10 protein-coding genes are annotated in these 19060 nt (G+C 68.7%); all 10 read right to left on the bottom strand.

The window, feature by feature from the left end:
* Positions 1 to 62: 62 nt before the first annotated feature.
* Positions 63 to 2441, bottom strand: a complete 2379-nt coding sequence (locus tag N2652_10550; GenBank protein MCX7819625.1) for an AsmA-like C-terminal region-containing protein — start codon at positions 2439 to 2441, stop codon at positions 63 to 65.
* Entirely contained in the window at positions 2438 to 4231 is a 1794-nt protein-coding gene (locus tag N2652_10545; GenBank protein MCX7819624.1) for a DUF4340 domain-containing protein, read from the bottom strand. Before N2652_10545 ends, N2652_10550 begins: the two co-directional genes overlap by 4 nt.
* Entirely contained in the window at positions 4228 to 5721 is a 1494-nt protein-coding gene (locus tag N2652_10540) for a GldG family protein (protein ID MCX7819623.1), read from the bottom strand. Before N2652_10540 ends, N2652_10545 begins: the two co-directional genes overlap by 4 nt.
* Entirely contained in the window at positions 5712 to 6455 is a 744-nt protein-coding gene (locus N2652_10535; GenBank protein ID MCX7819622.1) for an ABC transporter permease, read from the bottom strand. The genes N2652_10540 and N2652_10535 overlap by 10 nt, the downstream gene beginning before the upstream one ends.
* On the bottom strand, positions 6452 to 7423 hold the full coding sequence (locus N2652_10530) for an ABC transporter ATP-binding protein (protein ID MCX7819621.1): 972 nt from the start codon (positions 7421 to 7423) through the stop codon (positions 6452 to 6454). The genes N2652_10535 and N2652_10530 overlap by 4 nt, the downstream gene beginning before the upstream one ends.
* Positions 7423 to 8790 (bottom strand): trypsin-like peptidase domain-containing protein, encoded by a 1368-nt coding sequence (locus N2652_10525; protein MCX7819620.1) that lies wholly within the window; start codon positions 8788 to 8790, stop codon positions 7423 to 7425. Before N2652_10525 ends, N2652_10530 begins: the two co-directional genes overlap by 1 nt.
* Before the next feature lie 200 nt (positions 8791 to 8990).
* The gene (locus N2652_10520) at positions 8991 to 14300 is read right to left on the bottom strand and encodes a carboxypeptidase regulatory-like domain-containing protein (GenBank protein ID MCX7819619.1); all 5310 of its coding nucleotides are present in this window, start codon (positions 14298 to 14300) and stop codon (positions 8991 to 8993) included.
* Between the two features lie 277 nt (positions 14301 to 14577).
* The gene (locus N2652_10515; protein ID MCX7819618.1) at positions 14578 to 16272 is read right to left on the bottom strand and encodes a hypothetical protein; all 1695 of its coding nucleotides are present in this window, start codon (positions 16270 to 16272) and stop codon (positions 14578 to 14580) included.
* A gap of 21 nt (positions 16273 to 16293) precedes the next feature.
* Complete coding sequence (locus tag N2652_10510; protein MCX7819617.1) at positions 16294 to 16932, bottom strand: response regulator transcription factor; 639 nt, start codon at positions 16930 to 16932, stop codon at positions 16294 to 16296.
* On the bottom strand, positions 16929 to 19055 hold the full coding sequence (locus tag N2652_10505; protein ID MCX7819616.1) for a histidine kinase: 2127 nt from the start codon (positions 19053 to 19055) through the stop codon (positions 16929 to 16931). The genes N2652_10510 and N2652_10505 overlap by 4 nt, the downstream gene beginning before the upstream one ends.
* Positions 19056 to 19060: the final 5 nt, after the last annotated feature.

The following is a 19060-nucleotide window of genomic DNA, read 5'->3' as shown; positions in this document are numbered from 1 at the left end:
TGCTTCTCCGCTCCAAAATGCGACTCCCTGCACGCGCACGCAAGGCGAACCGCTGCGCGTTTTCAGAGACCGGGCAGATTGCGCGGTGCCCACTCGGGTTGGTCGAGAGTGCCGCGGAGGTCGAACTCAAGCAGTCGGGTGACGGGCGAGGTGAGCATGCGCACCAGATCCGCAACCGCGCCGCCGCGCAGCAGCCGTGCTTCGACCCGGAACTGCAGCCGTCGGTCAAAATAGTAGCGGCCAACACCGTCGAGCGACAGGATCTCGCCTCGCAGTTCCGCACGTTCGGTCTCGACGTAGCCGTCGCGGATCTGGAAACTCGCGCGGAAATCGCCCTGCGAAACGAAACCCAGACCCGGCACGAGGGAGGACAGGTACTGCGAGAGGCCGCCGAAGACAGGAATATCGAGCAGCTGGCCTCGGCGGATGCGGATGTGACCCTGGCCGGTCGCGGTTCGGCCCTGCCCACGGCCGATACGGCCGGCCAGGCTCAGCGAAGCAGACAGACGACCGCGCTGCGTTTGCGCGTTGCGGTCGGTGAGCGCGCGGAGCAGTTCGGCGAAGTCGAGGTCCGTCCCTGCCATCTCGAGCGCGTACGCCGCGGGGATGTCGGCGGCGTCCGGCAGCCGCAGATGCGCACTGCCGCGAAGCACACCGCCAACGGTTTTGGCCGACAGCCGCGGAATCTGAACATCACGCCCGGCCAATTCGGCGTCGAGAACCACCTGATCGAGGTCCAGCCAGCCGTAGCCGATGTGGTCCGCTTCGATATGGAGTTCCCCCCAGTTGTCGTCCTGCTGGCCGTAGTCCACCTGGCCGAGCGCGGCGACTCTCGCGGTGCCGCCGAAACGAAACTGGGAGGCGAACAGGTGAGGCCGCGGACCTCCGAGCCGCGCGAGCACTGGAATCGGAAACACTCCCCGGGCGGCGACGCGCACGCGACGGCGCTGCAGGTCCTGCTCGATCCGCCCGACGAGGTGTCCATCTGGACGCGACAGGATCACGTCCTCAAGCCGCAGCACGCCCGCCTGCAGCTGAAGCTGCGCGGCGGCGCGGGATAGATATGCGCCGTTCCAGCTAAACTCTTCTGCGCAAATCTCCCCTGAAAGTTCCGTTGAGGGTGGCTCATCGAGTTGCCCGCGTGCTTCAATCCTCAGGCGTGGAGGAGGACCGAGCGATCGGTAAGCGCCCACCTGGATGGCGAGGTCCGCGGGCAGGACCGGCAGGATCACCGAAGGGTCGAAGGCGGCGTCTGCGCGGACGCAGTAGCGGCGGGTGGCCGGCTCGTACTCGGCCTCGAGAGCCAGCGGCCCGCCGTCGCCATGTTCGCCGACTACCGCGAGCAACCGACGCAGCCGCCAGATCGTATTGTCCGTGCACAGGTCGGCGCGGACCTGGCGCACCGGTATGCCGAGAACGGAGAACGTCCCGCGTTCGATGTGAACAGTGTGGAGACCGACCGACCCGTCCGGTCGCGGACCGACCGTGACGCTGGCGTGGATGGGCTCGAGCGCTTCGACATTCCAGCGCCGGAGAATCGCGGTCCACGCCTCCGGCCACGGCGCCGCGCGGATCGCGGCCGGTGACATCTGCGCGGTGACCGCGAACTCGGGTGGGCGGCGCTGGCCGGGCCAGCGGCCGCGGATGTGCAGCTCATCGCCGTCGGCGGAGAGGTGGAAATCCGCAAGGCACAGGCCTTCCGCATCGAAACGACCGTTGATTCGCCAATGTTGCCAGCCTCGTCCTGCCCAGTGCAGATCGGTACCCTCGCCGCGAAATTCGAGCCTCGCATCCGTCAATGCGGTGGCGGACGCGATGGCGGACAGCACCAGCACACCGGAGCCCTGCGGAATCGGCGGGTTCATCCAGCGGCGGTGGTCCGGAGAGCCGGCGGCGGGCGCGGGGTGCTGGGCTGCGGATGCGGTGTGAAGCCTCGTGGGGAGGGCGCCAGTGACGACCGCATCAAAGCGGACCAGTGTCTGATTCCATCGTGCGGAGGCCTCCATGTGGAGCGGCTGGTCGTGCGGGCGTGTGAGGCGCAGCTGGAGCTCGTCCAGGCGGACGGGAAGCAGCTCGGGGTTGGGCGGCTCCCAAACGACCTGGCCGCGGAGGAGTCCACCCTCGATCGCACCGGTGCGGCCCCGGAGCCAGTCCGCCCAGCGAGGGCGAAGGCGAAACTCTTCGGCCTGCACCCGGATCTTGCCGGCCGGCAGGGAGAGGTGCGCCGACACCCCCGCAGCGCGCAGGCCGGAGAACGGCCCGAGCCTGAGCCGGCGAACGCGCAGCTGGAGCGGGCTGCGCTCGCCGCGCCAGAGCGGAGTCAACCAGCTGCCAGGGAGGCCGAAGCGGTCAAAGCACAGCATCAATACCGCGAGCGCCAGCGCGACCGCCGTTCCGGCGTGGGGTCGGCGTTTGAACCGGAGTTTCGCCGGCGAATTCACGGGCCAGGGGCGGCTCCGGGCGGAGGCGTGGGCGTCGGAACCAGATCCGCCTGCAGAGCCCCCGCCGTCGCCGGGTCCAAAAGCGCCACGAGGTCGCGGCCCTGTATTCGGACGAACGTGCCTTCGGGGCCGCTGCGTCCGAATAGCAGGGTGACCGATCCGCCCGAGTCGGCGCGATCGAGTACCGTCAGCGACGCGGCGGGTGGATCGAGTCCGTAGCTGATCAGTTCTGCGGGTGAATCAGTGACAAGGTTCACGGCCTGCAGGAGGTCCAGAGCGCGCAGTTTGGGCAGCACGGTCGCCACCGGCACCGGATCTCCGCGCTCGGTGAGCACGCCGTTGGTCGAGATCGTCACGCGCTGCTCCACGTTGCCGCGGCGGAGCACGAAACCGGCGATCCGTTCGCGCGGTAGAGAGAGCAGAACGCGGGTGCGGAAACGGAGCGGATCGGGCGCGAGCGCGCCGGGGGGTTTGGTGCGGATCATCACGATGTTGGTCGAGCCGCCCTCAATGACGGCAACGGGCGTCCACTCGAGGGGTGTTTCCGCGACCAGCAGCGTGACAGCGGCGGGCATGCCGGTGACCGCTGCGGACTCCCCGGCGGCGGTGCGGTACCAGCACAGCCGGACGGCGGGTGCGGGGAGCGCCGGGTTGGAGGGAAAGCTTTCGATGCGGGTGCCGAGCCATTCGCGGATGAACGCGCGGACGCGCGCGTCGTCGGCCGGCGCGGGTGTCGGCTCAAGGATCGTCCATCCGCCGTTAGTGGTCACGAGGTGGAGCCGGCGGTTACCGCGTTCCAGGGACCAGCCTGCGATGTCTTCCGGCGCGATCGGCACCAGTCGGCGGTCGCGGAGGTCGTCCAGCGATGCGGCGCACATCCAGGCGATTTCCGCGGATACAGTGACGACCGCGCGGGAGCCGCCGCGCTGGGCGTAGACGCCGGCGGGATCGGTGTCGGAGCGCCGACCGATGCGCAGCGAGCGGCTCTCCACGCCGGGGCCGGCATCCACGAGCACCTCGATGGCCGATTCGTCCAGCCCGTACGGGTCGCCGAGCGCAACTTCGTCCCGCACGAACTCACGTACGCGAGCGGTGAGCAACGCCTCCACCAGCCGCTGCGCGGCCTGCCGGTCGGCGCGGGCTTGAATCGGCTCCATGATTCGCCACTGGCCATCGTCGGCTCTGCTGAGGTGGATGCGGCCGCCGGGACGCCGCAGACGGATCTGGCGGATGTCGGATACGCCGGGGAAGAGCGTGCGGTCGCGCAGCGCATCGGCCGACGGCGGAATCGCGGCGAGCACGTTTGTGTTGACGGCGAAGAATACGTTGGGCGGTGAAAGGCGCACATACAGGCGGCCGCCGGGTAGCGCCTGTCCGCACTCAAAGGTCAGATCGCCTCCCGGGCGGACGAGGGCGATACGGGCGGCGGGCGGGTCAAAACCCATCTCGACGGGAGGGGCTTCGCGCAGCTCCTCCGCGGGAATGGGCGTGCCGCTGACCACGTCCGCGAGCGTCTCCAGCAACCGGCCGACCTCGACCGCGTCCGCGGGCGCCTCGACGGGTTCGAGCAACCGCCAGATCGTCCCGTCGCGAGCAACGCGGGTGCGGACGGACGGCCGCTCGAGGACCACCTCTCGGATTTCGTCCGGGTTGAACCGTGCCATGCGCAGCCGCTCGGTGGAGTCGCGAACGGCGATGCGGTCGGAGCGAACACTCCACCACCACAGCGCGCCAAGGATCAGCGCCAGCCCGGCCAGCACGGGGTTTGCGATCGCACCCGGACGGCTCATGAACGGCGTCTCCATGCGACGGCGAGGCCGACGAGCATCACCGAGCCGGGCACCACCAGCATCACGCCGGCGCCGAGCCATCGCAGACCGGCGCGGGTGATGGCGAGACGGGGCGGGTCGATGGGGCGCGCGGGGATGTCGAGGCGCTCGCGGCGATCGAGCAGCCAGTTCATCGCGCCGAGAAGGAAATCGCCGTTCCCGCTGACGATCGCCCCGTTCGCAACGAAGCCGGAGTCACCCACGACGACCAGTCGGGCGGGCCGGATGCCGGCCGCGAGCGCGCCGGGTGCGCCGCGCTCCACGGCGGCAGCCACTGCGACCGGGCCAGCCCGGTCGCGCATCTCGTCGAACGACCAGGGCGGCGTGAGATAGTCGCGCTCCGCCCAGCCGCGGTCGCTGGTGAGCGCCAAGCGGACCGCGCGGGGGCGGTCGGCGCCGCCGGCGGGCGTGGCGGTGTCCGCCGCGGGCTCGACGGAGCGGGGCTGATAGAACACACAGGCCAGGTCGCGCAGACGGGCGGTGGCCCCGTGGCGGACAAACCGGCTGACCAGCAGTCCGCCGCCGAGCGTGCGAGTTTCATCCACCACGCGGTCGTCGCCGATCTCAAGGCCCCATCGGCGCAGCCATCCTTCCAGGCCGGTTTGCACGCCGCTGTCCAGCAGAATCAGAGCGCGGCCGCCGCGTTCCAGCCATCCGTTGAGCGCGTCCAGCACCGGCTGCGGGAGGCGCGAACGGGGACCGGCGATCCAAAGGGCGCCGGCGTCGGCGGGCACACCGCTGTCTTCGGAGAGCAGCAGTGGGCGCACCTCAATGCCGTCCTGTTGCAGGCGCCGGGCGGCGGAGGCGAGCCCGCGAAAGCGTTCAAGGTCGTCCACCGCCCGTTCGCCGTGGCCTGCCAGGGCGTAGACGACCGGCGGCCGGGTGCGGGTGACCTCGTGGATTGCGGAGCTGATCGCCGGCTCGCCGCGGAATGCGCGCGGCACCGTTTCGATGCCCGCGCGCGACGGCCGCCGTTCCAGCTCGTAGAGGGCGTCCGGTTCGATGATCCGCACGCGGTCGCCGGCCTGCACGACGATACAGCCGGCCGGTGCGATCGGCAGCCGGCGGGCCAGCTCGTTCACCGCAGCGATGTCGCGGTCAGGGTCAAGGCGTCGTACGCGAATCGCGCGCGAGGCGGCCTGGTACTCCGCCAGCAGACGCGTCACGTCGGCGAGCTCGCGGCCACCGCGCAGCAGCACGGTGATGTCCACGGTGTTGGTCAAGGAAGCGACGAGATGGCGAGAGACATCGGTCAGCGCGTTCACGCGGCCGCGGCTGAGATCCGCGCGAACGAAGCGACGCATCGCGAGCGCGTGTGCAAACCCCGCCGCCACAAGCGACAGCGCCAGAGAGGTCGTCAGGGATGCAACGGCGCCGAACTTGATCCGCCGCATCCGCCAGATGCGTCGCCGCATCTCTCGCTGACGCTCCGCCGCCGCTCTTAGCGCCATCGCCGCCACTCCAGCACACGATCGGTCGCGAACAGAACCCAGGCGATGTTGACGAGGTAGGCCACCAGCGGCCGGGTGTCCAGAATGCCGCGCGACCAGTCGGCGATGTGAACGACCGGCGAGATCCAGGCGCCCAGGCGATCGCCCGCCGGGATCGGCCAGAGAAACGGCACCCATCCCGCGAACAGCCAGCCCAGAATCAGCGCGACCGCCAGCACTCCCGCCGCGACCTGAGAACGCATGAGCGCCGACGCGAACAGACCCAGCGCCAGGCACCAGGCGCCGATCAGCAGTGCGCCGAGATAGGCGCCTGCGACCGCCGCCGGGTCCGGCGCGGGTGGCACCGCGGCCGCGGTGGCCAGCATCGGCCCCCAGGCGAGCGTCGGCAGGAGCATGGCGAGATACCAGAGCAGCGCGCCGGCATATTTGGCGAGCACCACAGCGGCGGGGCGCACTGGCGCAGTCATCAGCGTCTCGTAAGTGCCCGTCCGGTATTCTTCCGCAAACAGCCGCATCGAGAGCAACGGCGCCGCGGCGGCGATCGTCAGCAAGAACATCCAGGTTGAGACTTCGATCAGGCCGACGGCGCCGTCCGGCTCCGCCGCAATGGAGGCGACCGCGGTCCAGAAACCGGCTCCCGCCACCAACAGAAAAAGCGCCGCCACAATGTAGGCGCCGGGCGAACACAGGTACGCGCGCAGTTCGCGGCGCAGCAGCGTCAGAAAGCCCGTCATCGCGGCCCTCCCCGGCCGTCTGCGCCGGTCAACGCAAGGAACACCTGCTCGAGCGAGAGCTCCTCGCGCCGCAGCTCGCGGAGCGGCCAACCCCGTGCGGCGGCCAGCGCGGCCAGCGACGGCCGCAGGTCATCGCCGGCGGTGGCTTCGAGCTGCACCTCGAGCCAACCGTCGGCGAGCGATTCGGTCAGCACGTCCGAGGTGCCGGTCAGCATGGCGATCTGGCGCCGGACCTCCGCGGCGGGTGCGCGCACCTGCATCATGATCCGCCGGCGGCGGTGCAGTTGCGCGGCGAGCTCCGCCACTGGGCCGTCGGCGAGAAGACGACCGCGATGCAGGATCAGCACGCGGTGACAGGTCATTTCGATTTCGGGCAAAATGTGGCTTGAGATCAGCACGGTGTGCCGCTCGGCCAGCGCGCGGATCAGCTCGCGCACCTGGCGGATCTGGTTGGGATCGAGTCCGAGCGTTGGCTCGTCGAGCACCAGCAGCTGTGGCTCGTGGACCAGCGCATCGGCCAGTGCGACCCGCTGCCGGTAGCCTTTGGATAGTTCTCCGATCAATCGGCGCAGCACCGGCCGCACGCCGCAGAGCTCCGCGGCCTCGTCTACGCGAGCGGCGATACGAGCGCGCGGCACGCCCTTCAGCTCCGCGCGGAAGCGAAGGTACTCGCCGGCACGCATCTCGGGGTACAGCGCCGCGTGCTCGGGCAGATACCCCAGGCGGCGGCGCGCGCCGATGGGATCGTCGGTGACCGATCGCCCGGCGACGCGCGCATCACCTGCGGTCGGGCACAGAAACCCCGCGACCATGCGCAGCGTGGTGGTCTTGCCGGCGCCGTTGGGGCCGAGCATCCCGACGATTTCGCCGCGACGAATCTGAAACGAGACGTCCTCCACTGCGGTCACGCGGCCGAACCGCCGCGTCAGATGGTCGGCCTCCAGCACAATGGCGGAATCGGGGGGCATCAGTCGAGCGTCAGTGGCACCGATTGCGTGCGGGCCAGCAGGAACCCTTCGCCGCGGTCAAAGACCGCCACCGCCAGCCAGACCGTTGCGCCGGCCGGCGCGGCCTCCAACACCGCACCCACGTCGTCGAGCGTGGTGATGGCGCGGCCGGCGATCCGGAGCAGGCGGACGCCTTCGTGCAGGCCCGCGCGAGCCGCGGCGCTGCCTGGTCGCACCGCAACGATCACCAGCCCTCCCCGGATCGGGTCGTCCGGCGATGGCTCCGCGAGGTCGAGACCGAGCCGCCGCATCGCGAGCGCGCGGCCGTCGGGGCGGGGCACGGGGGCGGCGACGACCTCCGCGATCACCGGGCGTCCCGCCCGCTCGGTGGTGAGGGTGAGGCGGTCACCCGGCTGCACGCGAAGCAGTCGGCGATACACGTCGAGCAGCGAAGTGACGGCGCGGCCGTCGATCGCAGTCAAATGGTCGCCGGCACGAAGACCCGCTCCGCCGGCCGGTCCGCCTGCCTCCACGCTGGTGATTTCGATGCGCCCCTGTCGTTCGACCATGTCGACACCAAGCCAGATGCGTTTCAGATTGCGGGGGGAAAGCCACTCGGTCAGCAGTGCCCGGACGCGCCCGACGGGCACCGCGAAGCCGATGTTTTGACCCTCGGGCAGGATCGCGACGTTGATGCCGATCATTTCGCCATCCGCATTGATCAACGGTCCGCCCGAACTGCCGGGGTTCACCGCGGCGTCCGTCTGGAGAATGTCGCGGAAGATCACGCGATCGCCGTGCCGCGCCTCGCGGTTTTTAGCGGAGAGCACGCCGGCGGTGACCGTGTGCGCCAGCCCATAGGGGTTGCCCAGCGCGACGACCGGTTCTCCGAGCATCAAGTCGTCCTCTCGGCCGAAGGCGATTTCTGCCAGCGGTCGGTCGGGTTCGATCCGGAGCAGCGCCAGGTCATTCAGCTCGTCGCCCGCGATCAGTTGCGCGGTATAGGGGCGGCCGTCCACGAGTGTGACACGAATCGCAGTTGCGCGCTCAATTACATGAAAGTTCGTGAGGATGTAGCCGAGGGAGTCAATGATGACGCCTGAGCCCAACGAATGGCGCACCTGATAGCCGGGCATCGGGGGCTGACCCAACAGGTCGCGGAAAAAACGGTCGAACATCTCGCTGCGGAACTGCTGCAGCGGGTCGGCGGGTACAACCTTCACCAGTTGCTCGGTGCCGATGTTCACAACGGCGGGCAGCGCCCGCTGCACCGCTTCGACCAGAGGGGTGCGCCGCGCCGATCCCAGCGGTACGGCGGTGGCCGCGAGGGGGAGGGCGAGCCAGGCGGCGACAACTCGTGAAGCCGGGGACTGTGCGAAACGGCACATGCGCGCGAAAGTATGGCCGCTTTGAGTGGCGCCGACAACAACCTCCAACCCCGCTTGGCTTTCACCGCACCGTCGGGTGGCCGCGATCGGTGACTTCGCGGAGGCGCGCGGCGGCGGCAACGAGCCGATGCGTTGAGCGCAGGACCACGCACGGCGCGCGAAAAGGGCTGCCGCCTCCTCCTCTGCGCCTCGCGGCGGAACTATCTGGGGTCTGGCGGAACCGTTTCGGGGGGCTCGATACGAATCCGGAAGAACCGTGCGGAGATCTCCAACGGGACCGTGAAGCTGATGTCATCGAGGAAATACCACGGCGGATTTCCTCCTTCCGGTACCACGCTCTGCAGCGGCTTCCACGAGGCACCCGGTCGTCGGGCGGCTTCGATCCAGTACCGTCGGTGGCCGCGTCCTTTCCATCGCAGATGTGCAGTCAGACCATCGGGAACGACGGTGAGCTGGGTCAGGGCGAAGCACGCGCTGCGATCGTTCGGGTCTGTGCCGGCGTATCGCTCATCGCCGTCGCTCTGACTGTCCCCGTCAGTGTCGGCGAGGTTCGGATGTGTTTCGCCCAGCGCCGGCTCGAACCGGCCGTTCGCGTTTGTATCCTCCTCGCCGTCACGGAGGCCGTCCTGATCGGTGTCCGGATTGGCGGGGTCGGTTTCGCCGGGATCGCGTTCGCCGTTGCGGTTTCGATCTTCGATGCCGTCGGGCAGCGCATCGTTGTCGGTGTCCGCGCTGCGCGGGTCACTTTCCGATGGGTCCACTGCGCCGTTCAGGTTGCGGTCCTCGGTACCGTCCGGAATGCCGTCGCCGTCCGTGTCAGGATTCAGGGGATGCGTGCCGGTAGTTTTTTCGACGTGGTCGCTCAGGCCGTCGTGGTCGCTGTCGGCGGCGACCTCAAAGACGGTGGGTTCGCTCCACTCCGACCAAAGTCCGTCAGCGTCCATGTAGCGGACCACCCAGGTGTAGACGTGACCTTCCTGCAGAAGTCCGCGGGCGACCGCAAACGTGCCGGGGGTCGTGGGGCCGGAGGCGAGCACCTCGATACGTCCCTCCCGCACGAGGTACTCTGCGGCGCCGACGGGCTCGCCGTCGGGATCGCTGAAGTCGCTGGCGAACAATTTCGGCGAAGTGTCACCGATCTCGCCTCGCGGCCAGAGCGCCGTCGGCGTGAGCGGACGGTGGTTCACCCGCAGTGCTGCTCGGGCGGTCACGCAATTGCCGGCTGCGTCGCTGATCTCCATCTCGAGCTCGTGATGGCGCGGAGGGACACTGTCGGCCACCAGTACCCAGGAGGAGAGACCGGCGGGCAGTGGTGCGGAGAGGGACCAGGGCCCGCCGTTCAGCCGCTGGCGCATGCGAAGGTCCGGATTCGCATCGGCGACCTCCAGGCGGGCATGAATCACCGCACCGGTCGTCCAGTTGCGGCCGCCTTCGTCGCAGAGCCACAGCGAGGCGGTGGGGGGCTGACGGTCGAGCGTGATCGAGGCGAGCCGCAGCGGCGAGGAGCGGCCCTCGCCATCGGTGGCTGTCGCCTCGAACTGATAGCGTCCGTCGAGGGTCGTGGCCACGGTGCCGGTGCCCGACTCGATCGATGTGGGAGGCAGCGCGATGGGGACGGAGGTCACAGTGCCCGCCCATGGCCCGTAGTCCCGGCCGCTGGTCTGCTCGCGCACACGGATCCGGCAGGCTCTGAGGGGCCGGTCGTCCCAGACCGCGAATCGCAGTGTCACGGTGGGCGAGCGGGTGTAGGCGTCTGCATTGTTGATGGAAAAGTTGAACTCGGGAGGGAAAAGATCACGTCGCGTCTCCACGACGGCAACTTGGCTGGTCAGGCCCGCCTCGTCCACGACGCGCAGCAAGACGCCGCTGAACGGGGAAACGAACGGCAGATGCAGCTCGGGCAGCCAGTTCGTTGCCTGCCAATGTGCGCCGCCGTCAAACGACCACAGGGCCTGTCGCACACCCGCCACGTCGTCGGTGGCCAGCAGCCGGATGGACACCACACCGTCCTCTGTGTTCACGCGCACGATGGACGCCGTTTGGACCGTTGGTGCCACGAGGTCCACCACCACCGAATCGTAGTAGACGCGATCGAGTCCAGTGGTGAAGGGGTTGCGATACTGGACCGCAACGGTTTGGCGCCCCGCCCCAGCAACGGGGAGATTCGTGAGTACGACGGCGGGGCCGGTGTAGGTTGTCCAGGGTTCGGTGTCGCAGACCGAATCCGCTGCGAACCGGATCTGGCCGCGGCGGTCGTCGAGCAGGCGGAACGCGAGGGTCGCGCAGCCGATGGCGGGGTTGGTGTCCCCGGCGCGCCATCCGGAGCCCGGCAGAAAATCGTAGCGAAGCTGATGGTTGCCGTATTCGCTGTAGCCGCTGCCGACGCGCCAGAAGGACTGGGTGGAGACGGCGCCGGTGCGCGTGATGAGGTAGTAGGTGCCGGGAGAGAGGATGACCGCGCTAGGGAACGCGACGGTGCACACGCCGTCGGCCGGGAGAGCGGGAGGTGTGAGCGTTCCGACGGCCAGCGTCGGAGGCGCGCCGGTGGGCGAGTCGCCGAGCGAGCCGACCAGCCGCAGTTCGAGCGGGGCGTCGGGGTAGCCGGCGCAGGAGACCGCGACACGGACCGCGCCGACGGTGGCGGCAGTGGTCAGCACGAAACGCTGCGCGCGAGCTGCGCCGCTCGGTTCGCGGCCGATTTCAAGCGATTGGCCGTAAGCGGGCTCGTCGTACAGTGTCCAGGGCGGCGGCGGCCGGATAAAGACGTCCACCGGGACGTTGGTGCCGCCATAGAACGGTGCACCGCCCGCCAGCTGAACGAGACCGCTGGCGTCCACCGCGATCGAGTCCGACATTCCAACGATGTGACCTGACGCGTCGGTGACGCGCGCGGTGACGGTGACCTGGCCGACATAGCCGGACGGCGCCAGCGGCCAGGCAGGCAGGGTGGCGGCCGTTCCGCTCAGCGTAAACGGCGGGGACCATGTGACACCGTCGTTCGAGAGCTCCACGGTCCACCAGAGCGGTTCCGGCTGCGCAAGGCGGATCGTGATCGGTACGGTCGGTTCTCCCACCGAGATTGCGCCCTCCGCAATCTCCAAGGTACCGGAGGGCGCGACGGAGTCCCGCACGAACGAGATGGCGACGTTCGTCTGCAGGCCTGCGGGATCCTCTGCGTAGAGCTGCAGCGTGTAGCGTCCGTCGGCAAGGTTGCTGACGTTGAAGGCGGTCGCGACGAAGTCCTCGCGGTTGCTCGGCGTCGTCCACGGCATCCATCCCGCGGAGGCGACGATCTGGCTGTTGACGTTCGCGATCAGCCACCGCCAGCGGGCAACATCGCGATAGGGGCCGTCGGAGGGGCGCAAGTGCACGACAAGGCTCGTGACGACCGCGCCGTCGCGCGGGGGCGGCACCCAGTCCAGCACGGGTGGGCTGATGTCGCGGACGAGATACAACGTTCCCCACTCGTCCGCCCAGCCGGTTTCAGCGGTGTCGAGATCCATGTACTGGCGCACGACCGTGTTGGTTTGCCAGGTGTTATCCACGCGCAGGTCAAACGCGATGCGGCGAGGCTCGTAGAGCGGATGTGAGAACCGGCACTCGACGGGGCCTCGTGGCGGCACCCGTCGCAGGCGGAAGCTGCCGGTGGCGTCGGTGTTCGTCGTGCGGAACGATGGGACGCCGTACTCGACGGTGGCGTTGATAATGGGCAGGCCGGTCGAGGCGTCCCGGAGCCGCCCGATTGCAGTCTGGTACTGCGCCAGCCACGTACCGCGCAGTTCGGTGACGCCGCCGACATCGTGATGAAAAACAAACGCGCGATTGGCGTAGTCCCGGCCATCCGGGGCGCCGTTGGTGGGCATCAGGATCTCGAGCGTGTAGTCATCGGTGGGCACGCGGGGGAACCGGAAGGTGCCGCGGTGTTCACCGGGGGCCAGGCTGGAGGTTGTCCAGGCGGAGTAGCGGGGGCCATGCAGCCAGACCAGCAGCCCTGGAATGCCGGAGCCGGGCCAGGAGGGATTCGTGTCGACGATTCCCCGGACGGTTCCGCGTTCGGCGTGGACGTACACCGGAAACTGCACGTTGAAGTGGTTTTCTGGTCGTGGGTCCCCCATGCCGTAGACTGGCGCACCGTTCGTGTACTGTTTGACTTGGAGATAGGTCAGCGAGATCGCGATGTTGTGGCGGCCCTCGGAGAACCGGCAGGGGACATAGAGACTCATCGTCGAGTTCGGCGCCAGAATCGGCGCGGCACCGGGCGGGCCGAGCGCTGTCCACGGCACCAGGTTTGAGCCGTCCAGGTCCATGCGCCAACGGAGGATGGCGGACGGCTCCGTTGCACGAACGCCGAGATTCGCAATGGTCACGCGCACGGTGGAGGTTTCTGCGGCATACGCCCGACCGCTCTCGGCCGGATCGGGTGACGAGGGGTTCAGCGCGACAGCGGCCACGACCAGGTCCGGGAGGTTGGGTGTCTCCGCAATCGGCAACGTGATTTCCTGGGGGCGTCCGGCCGGCTGGACGGCGCCGGCGACGCTTTTCATGTAGTACGTGCCGTCGTGGAGGCGGGGGAGCGCCGGCGGCGCATACGACCCCGGTAGGAGGTTCGACCAGCGGTCAAAAATCGAGGGTGTGATCCACAGCTCGATTGGCGGGATCAGGGAGAGAACCAGCCCCATGGATTGGTAGAAGTTGTAGCAGTAGGCCGCGGAGACCATGAGCGGTTCGACGTCGCTGTAGGGGTTTTCGCGTTCGAGCGGGATATGGACCAGGACGTTCGTTCCGTACTGCTGACCGTAGCCGCGGAACCGCAGCCGATGACCAGCCGCCAGCACCTCGATGTGCTCGCCCTCCAGCACTCCCTCTGCGCACACATTGATTGCGCAGAAACCAAACTGCGCACGGTTGAGTGCATCCGCGGTGCCGGCGATCGCACGGACAATCGCGCGCGTGCTGCTGCCCAGCACTTCCGACAGCGGCAGCCCGACGCACTCGATCGCGTCGATGCCTCCCAGCAGTGAGGGGCCGAGAGGGGCTGGACCGTCCGCGGCGTATCGCACGCAGAAGTCCTTGCCGAAGTTCAGCACGGGCCGGTGAACAACGACCGGCCTCACTGCGACGCCGACCTCAAAACCGAAAATGCCGTAAAGCTCCGGCCGGTCCGAGTCCTCCGCGGGCTCGATCCAGATCCGCATCGGCACCAGGTTGCCCGGCCACACGTCGCCCGCGTCGTATTCGAACAGCGCGTTGGCGCGCAACGCGAACGCGTAGGGAATGTTGCCGACCGAAAAGAAGGCGCGGCCCTCGCTGACCGGCGGCAGCCAGATCCACGGGGTGGAGGGGGTGATGCCGAACGCCTCCCCCGCGGCGGACGCCTCATAGCTGAAATCGAATGGGACGGCAACGCGGTTGGTCGGGCCGGCAGGTGCCTGGCTCGTCGCGGCCACGAGTCCGGCCCAGGCGGCGAGGATCTGCCCTCGGCGAACCAACAGTCGCCGCACAGAGGACATTCTGCTCCGCCGCTCTCCGCAACGTCGCCGTGGGCGGCATCGAAAGGCGAGGGAATCGCACCGAGGCACCGCGATATCCTCCCTCGCCCACATGCTAGGTCGTGTTCGGGACGATGGTCAAATCGTTTTCAGTGCTGCTGTGGTCTTTCCGGCAGCAGCGCAACGGACACAGCGAGCGTCCGAACGGAGCAGGCGGGGCCCGATGAACGCGTGATGCGGTGCGCCAAAATGCAGATGCGCTTCAGTTCGGCAACGTTCCGATTTTGTTGGCGAGGTGTCAGCGCTGCTCGAGCACGACGCGGACCAGCGCGCAGTCACGGCGGTCGCCGGAGACCTTTCTCGACCACTGAGGGGCATCCTCGGTCGGGAAGCCATCATCGCCCACATAACCACCCGCGAGGATCGCGTTCTCGGCCGTGGTGATCGCATTCAGCTCGCTGCCGCCGGCGGCGTTCCCGTCGCCGCGGTCGGCGGCGTTGCCCCGGACGAGGGTCGCATATTCGAGCCGCGCCAGATCTGGTGAAAGCGCGAGAAGTACGCCGAACTGTCCCCACAGGGGCTGACCGTCGGCGCCGCGCGGCCAGGCCTGGGCCGCGTCGGGCGTGGTGAAAGCGTACCGGCCGCCGGTCGCTGCCGCCCAGATGCGGCCGGTGTGATCCACGGCGAGCCGGGCGATGCGCGCACCGGAGAGCTTGGGCCAGCGCTGCGGGCGCCCCTGGGCATCGAACTCACCCCGCTCGCGAATGCAGTGAAAGTACCAACCGGCGAGCACGCGGCCGGTGGCCGCGTCGAACCGTCCGATCCATGGTACCGAGATGTTGCCACTGTCGCCGATCAGGTCGCCGATGAGCCGGTATACGTTGGAACCGTGCTGCCAGGCTGCGACGAGAATCTCTCCCGTGACGGGATTCAGCCGGATGTCCTGTGCCTTTTGGTCCGGCGTGTGGACGCTGTCGCCCGGCTGGTAGGCGTTGACGGACCACTTGGGACGGCCATCCCGCGCCAGCCGCGCGACCAACAGATCGAAGCCGGGCTCCCGCTTTGCGCCCTGGATCTGGAAGTCGTATTGCATCGTGTGCGCGAGGACCAAATCACCGTCCGGCAGGACGGCGACGTGCCCGTCACTTCGAAAACCATGGGGCCAGAACCGTACGGGTGCCCAGCCCTCCGGACCGTCGTAGTCAAAGGGTGAGGAGCGCCCTTTCTGGTAGAACGCCATGTACTGACCGGGCTGGTTGAGCCAGTTGGCGTCAGGGTGCAGACCGATGGCCCATTCGCCCGTCCCTTCGAACGGGAGGGTGCGGCCGGACTCGACGTCGCCGCGGATCACGTACGCGCCCATACCGCGGCCCACGGTACCCGCGGTCCAGCAAAAGTTGCGGCCGTCGGGAGTAATCGCCAGCCCGGTGATCTCGCTCTGGTTCGGGCCTCCGGCGATTGCCCACAGCACCCGGTCGCCGGCCGGTGAGAGACGCAGCAGCGCGGTGCGGGTCTTCTCGCTCTTCGCGGAGGGCCAACGCTCCGCGCCCTCGGGGCCGAGCCAGCCGGCGAGGATGGCACCGCCATCTGGCAGCGCCGCGCAGCGGCTCACGACGAAGACGCCCGTGGGCCAGAGCGCGACGGCGTCCACTGCGGAGAGATCCGCCCGAATCTTCATTGCGAACGTGCACGGCCCGCGGAGATCGCCGTGGCGGGTCGTTTTTGACGCGGACGGCGCGGCGTCAGAATTCTGCAGACGGCCCACGAGCCAGAGCGCAGCCCCCGGCGCGGCGGCGAGGTCAACGATTTCGTCCCCATGCACCTCGACGGTAACGCGTCCGCGCGCGTCGCGGTTCGTGACGACCTCGTCCGGCCCACCGAACTGAAGGCGGGTGACGCGCGGCGTGGGCTGAATGGCTGCCTGTGTGGCCAGACGGCCGGCCGCGACGAGCACGGCGAGGCTCGCGGCAGGGAGATAGGGTCGATACAACATGCGGCGGTCTCCTCAGACTTCTCAGCGAATCCAGCGCAACACCGCTTCGGTGCGCGAGCGCACATGGAGCTTTTCGTAGATGCTTTTGATGTGGGTTTGGACCGTGAAGTAGCTGATGCCCAGCCTTGCGGCGACCTCCTTCGGGACGAGCCCCTCCGCGAGTAGGTTGAGGATTTCTTCCTCACGCGGCGTCAGATGGCCACGCGCCGGGGTGGGCGGCTCCTGACGAAACGAGCGAACCACCTTGCGGGCGATCTCGCTGGTCATCGGCGCACCGCCGGCGCGGACCTCCGCGATCGCCTCAAGGATTCGCCGGCTGTCGGCGCGTTTCAGCAGGTAGCCGCTGGCGCCGGCCTTCAGCGCATCGAACACCCGCTCCTCGTCGTCGTAGACGGTCAGCACGAGCACCTCCACCTCCGGCAGCAGTTCGCGGAGACGCGCGATGCATTCGGCTCCGGACATGCGGGGCAACTGGAGGTCCATCAGCACAACGTGCGGTTTGGCGAGCGGCAGTTCCCGCAGCGCGGTTTCGCCGTCCGGGCAGGCGGCGACACAACAGTACCCGGGGGCGCGGCTGATCAGGCGCGCGAGGCTCGCGCGCAACGCGTCGTGGTCTTCGACGATCGCAACGCGAATGGATTCGGGCCGGGGCACAGTCATTCCTTCAGTTTTTCATCGGCGGCGCGCGAGCGCCATCCCGCAGTTTGGGGAGAGACCGCCCCAAGGCGGACCTGCAGCACGACCGAAGTGCCGCCGCCGGGGCGGGATTCGAAACTGGCGCGACCGCCAATTTCGATCAGCCGCTGTTGGATGTTGCGGATGCCGGAGCGGCCGGCGGGCACGGCATCGGTGACGAGGCCGCGACCATCATCGCTGATTTCGATTGTGAGCATGGCCTCCGCGCATCGCGCGGCGAGCCGGATCTCCTGTGCGCCGGCATGTCGGAGCGCGTTCCGTGCGGCCTCCTTGACCGCCATGGCTAGGTGATGCCGCGCGGCGGCCGCGATCGGCCGCGCGGGAAGATCGGGCGGGACGTCCAGGCGGCACCGAACCGGAAGCCCCTCCAGGAGCCCCTGCACGATGCGGCAGCAGTAGGAAACGGTGCGATCCACCCGGTCGTTGGAAGGATTGACGGTCCAGACGATCTGGTCGAGCGCCTCGATCGCACGCCGTGACGCCTCGCCGATACGGGCGACCGCGTCCGTGCGGGCGGCGGGATCCTGTTCGTCCCGGCACATGTCGCTCATCAGCGCGATCTGGGTGAGGACGGCGCCGACGTCATCGTGGATGTCGCGCGCGATGCGGGTTCGTTCCTGCCACACCGCCTCTTGGCGCACGCTTTCGCGGAGACGTGCGCCTTGACGGCGCACAATTCGTTGGAGGACGAGCACCCATCCTCCCAGCCAGATCATACCGCCGCTGACCACCGCGATGACGGCGGCGAGACGTCGGGGCGTCCACCAGGGGGCCGGCCGCAACACGCGTACCCCGCCCGGCGGCAGCGCATGCACGCGAAGGCCCAGCGTTTCGGTATGGCCTTCGGCCGTCATGCGCGCGAACACTTCGGCGATACCGACCGCCTCGACCCATGCGCCCGGTGTCGGTGCTCCCTCCGGCGCGTGGGGGAGCGCGACTTCCGCGACGCCGTGCCTCGTCTGCATCAGCAGCCACAACCCGCTGGAATGTTCGCTGACGCCGATCACCTGCCCACTGAGCCGGACGAGGTCCGTATCGAACAACGCGGGATCTTCGTGTCGACTGTCCAGGTTGACGGGCGTGGGCGGGAGGCCGCCCGCGAGTCGCCGGAGGGTCGCATCCTGAAGCACCCACCGCTTGTCGAGAAGGATCGGATAGCCTGCGGCCTCGACGTGATCGCCGGGGGCGACGCGGTCCATGGTGGCCCGGCCGAGGTAGAGCACCGCCGCGCCCGTTTCGTCGCGCAGAAACGCGCGGTGCCCCCATTCCACCGCGAGCACGACTCCACGCACGCGGATTGGCGGTGAATCGGACCCCGCGGTGCCCCACCGTGCAATTTCATCGAGGCGGGCCAGCGGCAGGCCCTCGGGTGCGGGGGGCGGTGCGATCAGGGAGATATCTTCCCATGCGGCCGCATGCAACAAACAGCCCACCCATTCCCCGCGGCGGTTCACGATGGAACTCAGCACTCCGCGCGCCCTCACGCGAGCTCCCTCCGGCAGCCTCGCGTTGAGACCATTCGCATCGGGTGCCGGCGGTGCCAGGAGCGTCACTCGTCCGATGCCGGTGCCCAGTTCGATGCGGCTGAGCTCGCGGTCGGCTCGGCTTGCGCGAACAATGGCCTCGACCTCGACGCGTTGGTGTTCGTACCGGCCACCGACGAGGTCGCGGGGGGAGAGCGGAAGCGGCGGCGGCAGCTCGGCGCGACCGAGCCGTTCGACCTGAAGCCCCTGCGAACCGCCGGCGATGGCGGGAGACAGCCGCCCCGCTGCCGCCACACCTCGCAGGATCAACCGCTCCCCGAGCTGAGGAAACGGCGTCAGGTCATCCAGCTCACGCGGGTGTACTGCAGCGGCACCACTCGCGTCCTGCACCACGAGCAGCTTCTGGGGTTGGCGGGCGAGCGTGACCGTCGCGGTGACGCAAACCGAGGGCGCCGCTGCAAGTTCCGTCTGTGAGAGTTGCCGCAAGGCCTGCAATGTCGTCACCGCCGCACCGGCGCCGGCCCGCACGACCAAGGCCGGCAGGAGGGCGGCGGTTGTCCAGGCAAGCGGGCCATTCGCCTTCATTGCGCGAGTGTCGGACATTCGCA

Source organism: Kiritimatiellia bacterium (genome assembly GCA_026417735.1).
In the GTDB taxonomy this organism is placed as follows: Bacteria; Verrucomicrobiota; Kiritimatiellia; order PWTM01; family PWTM01; genus CAACVY01.
This window is presented reverse-complemented; position numbering and strand designations above follow the sequence as displayed.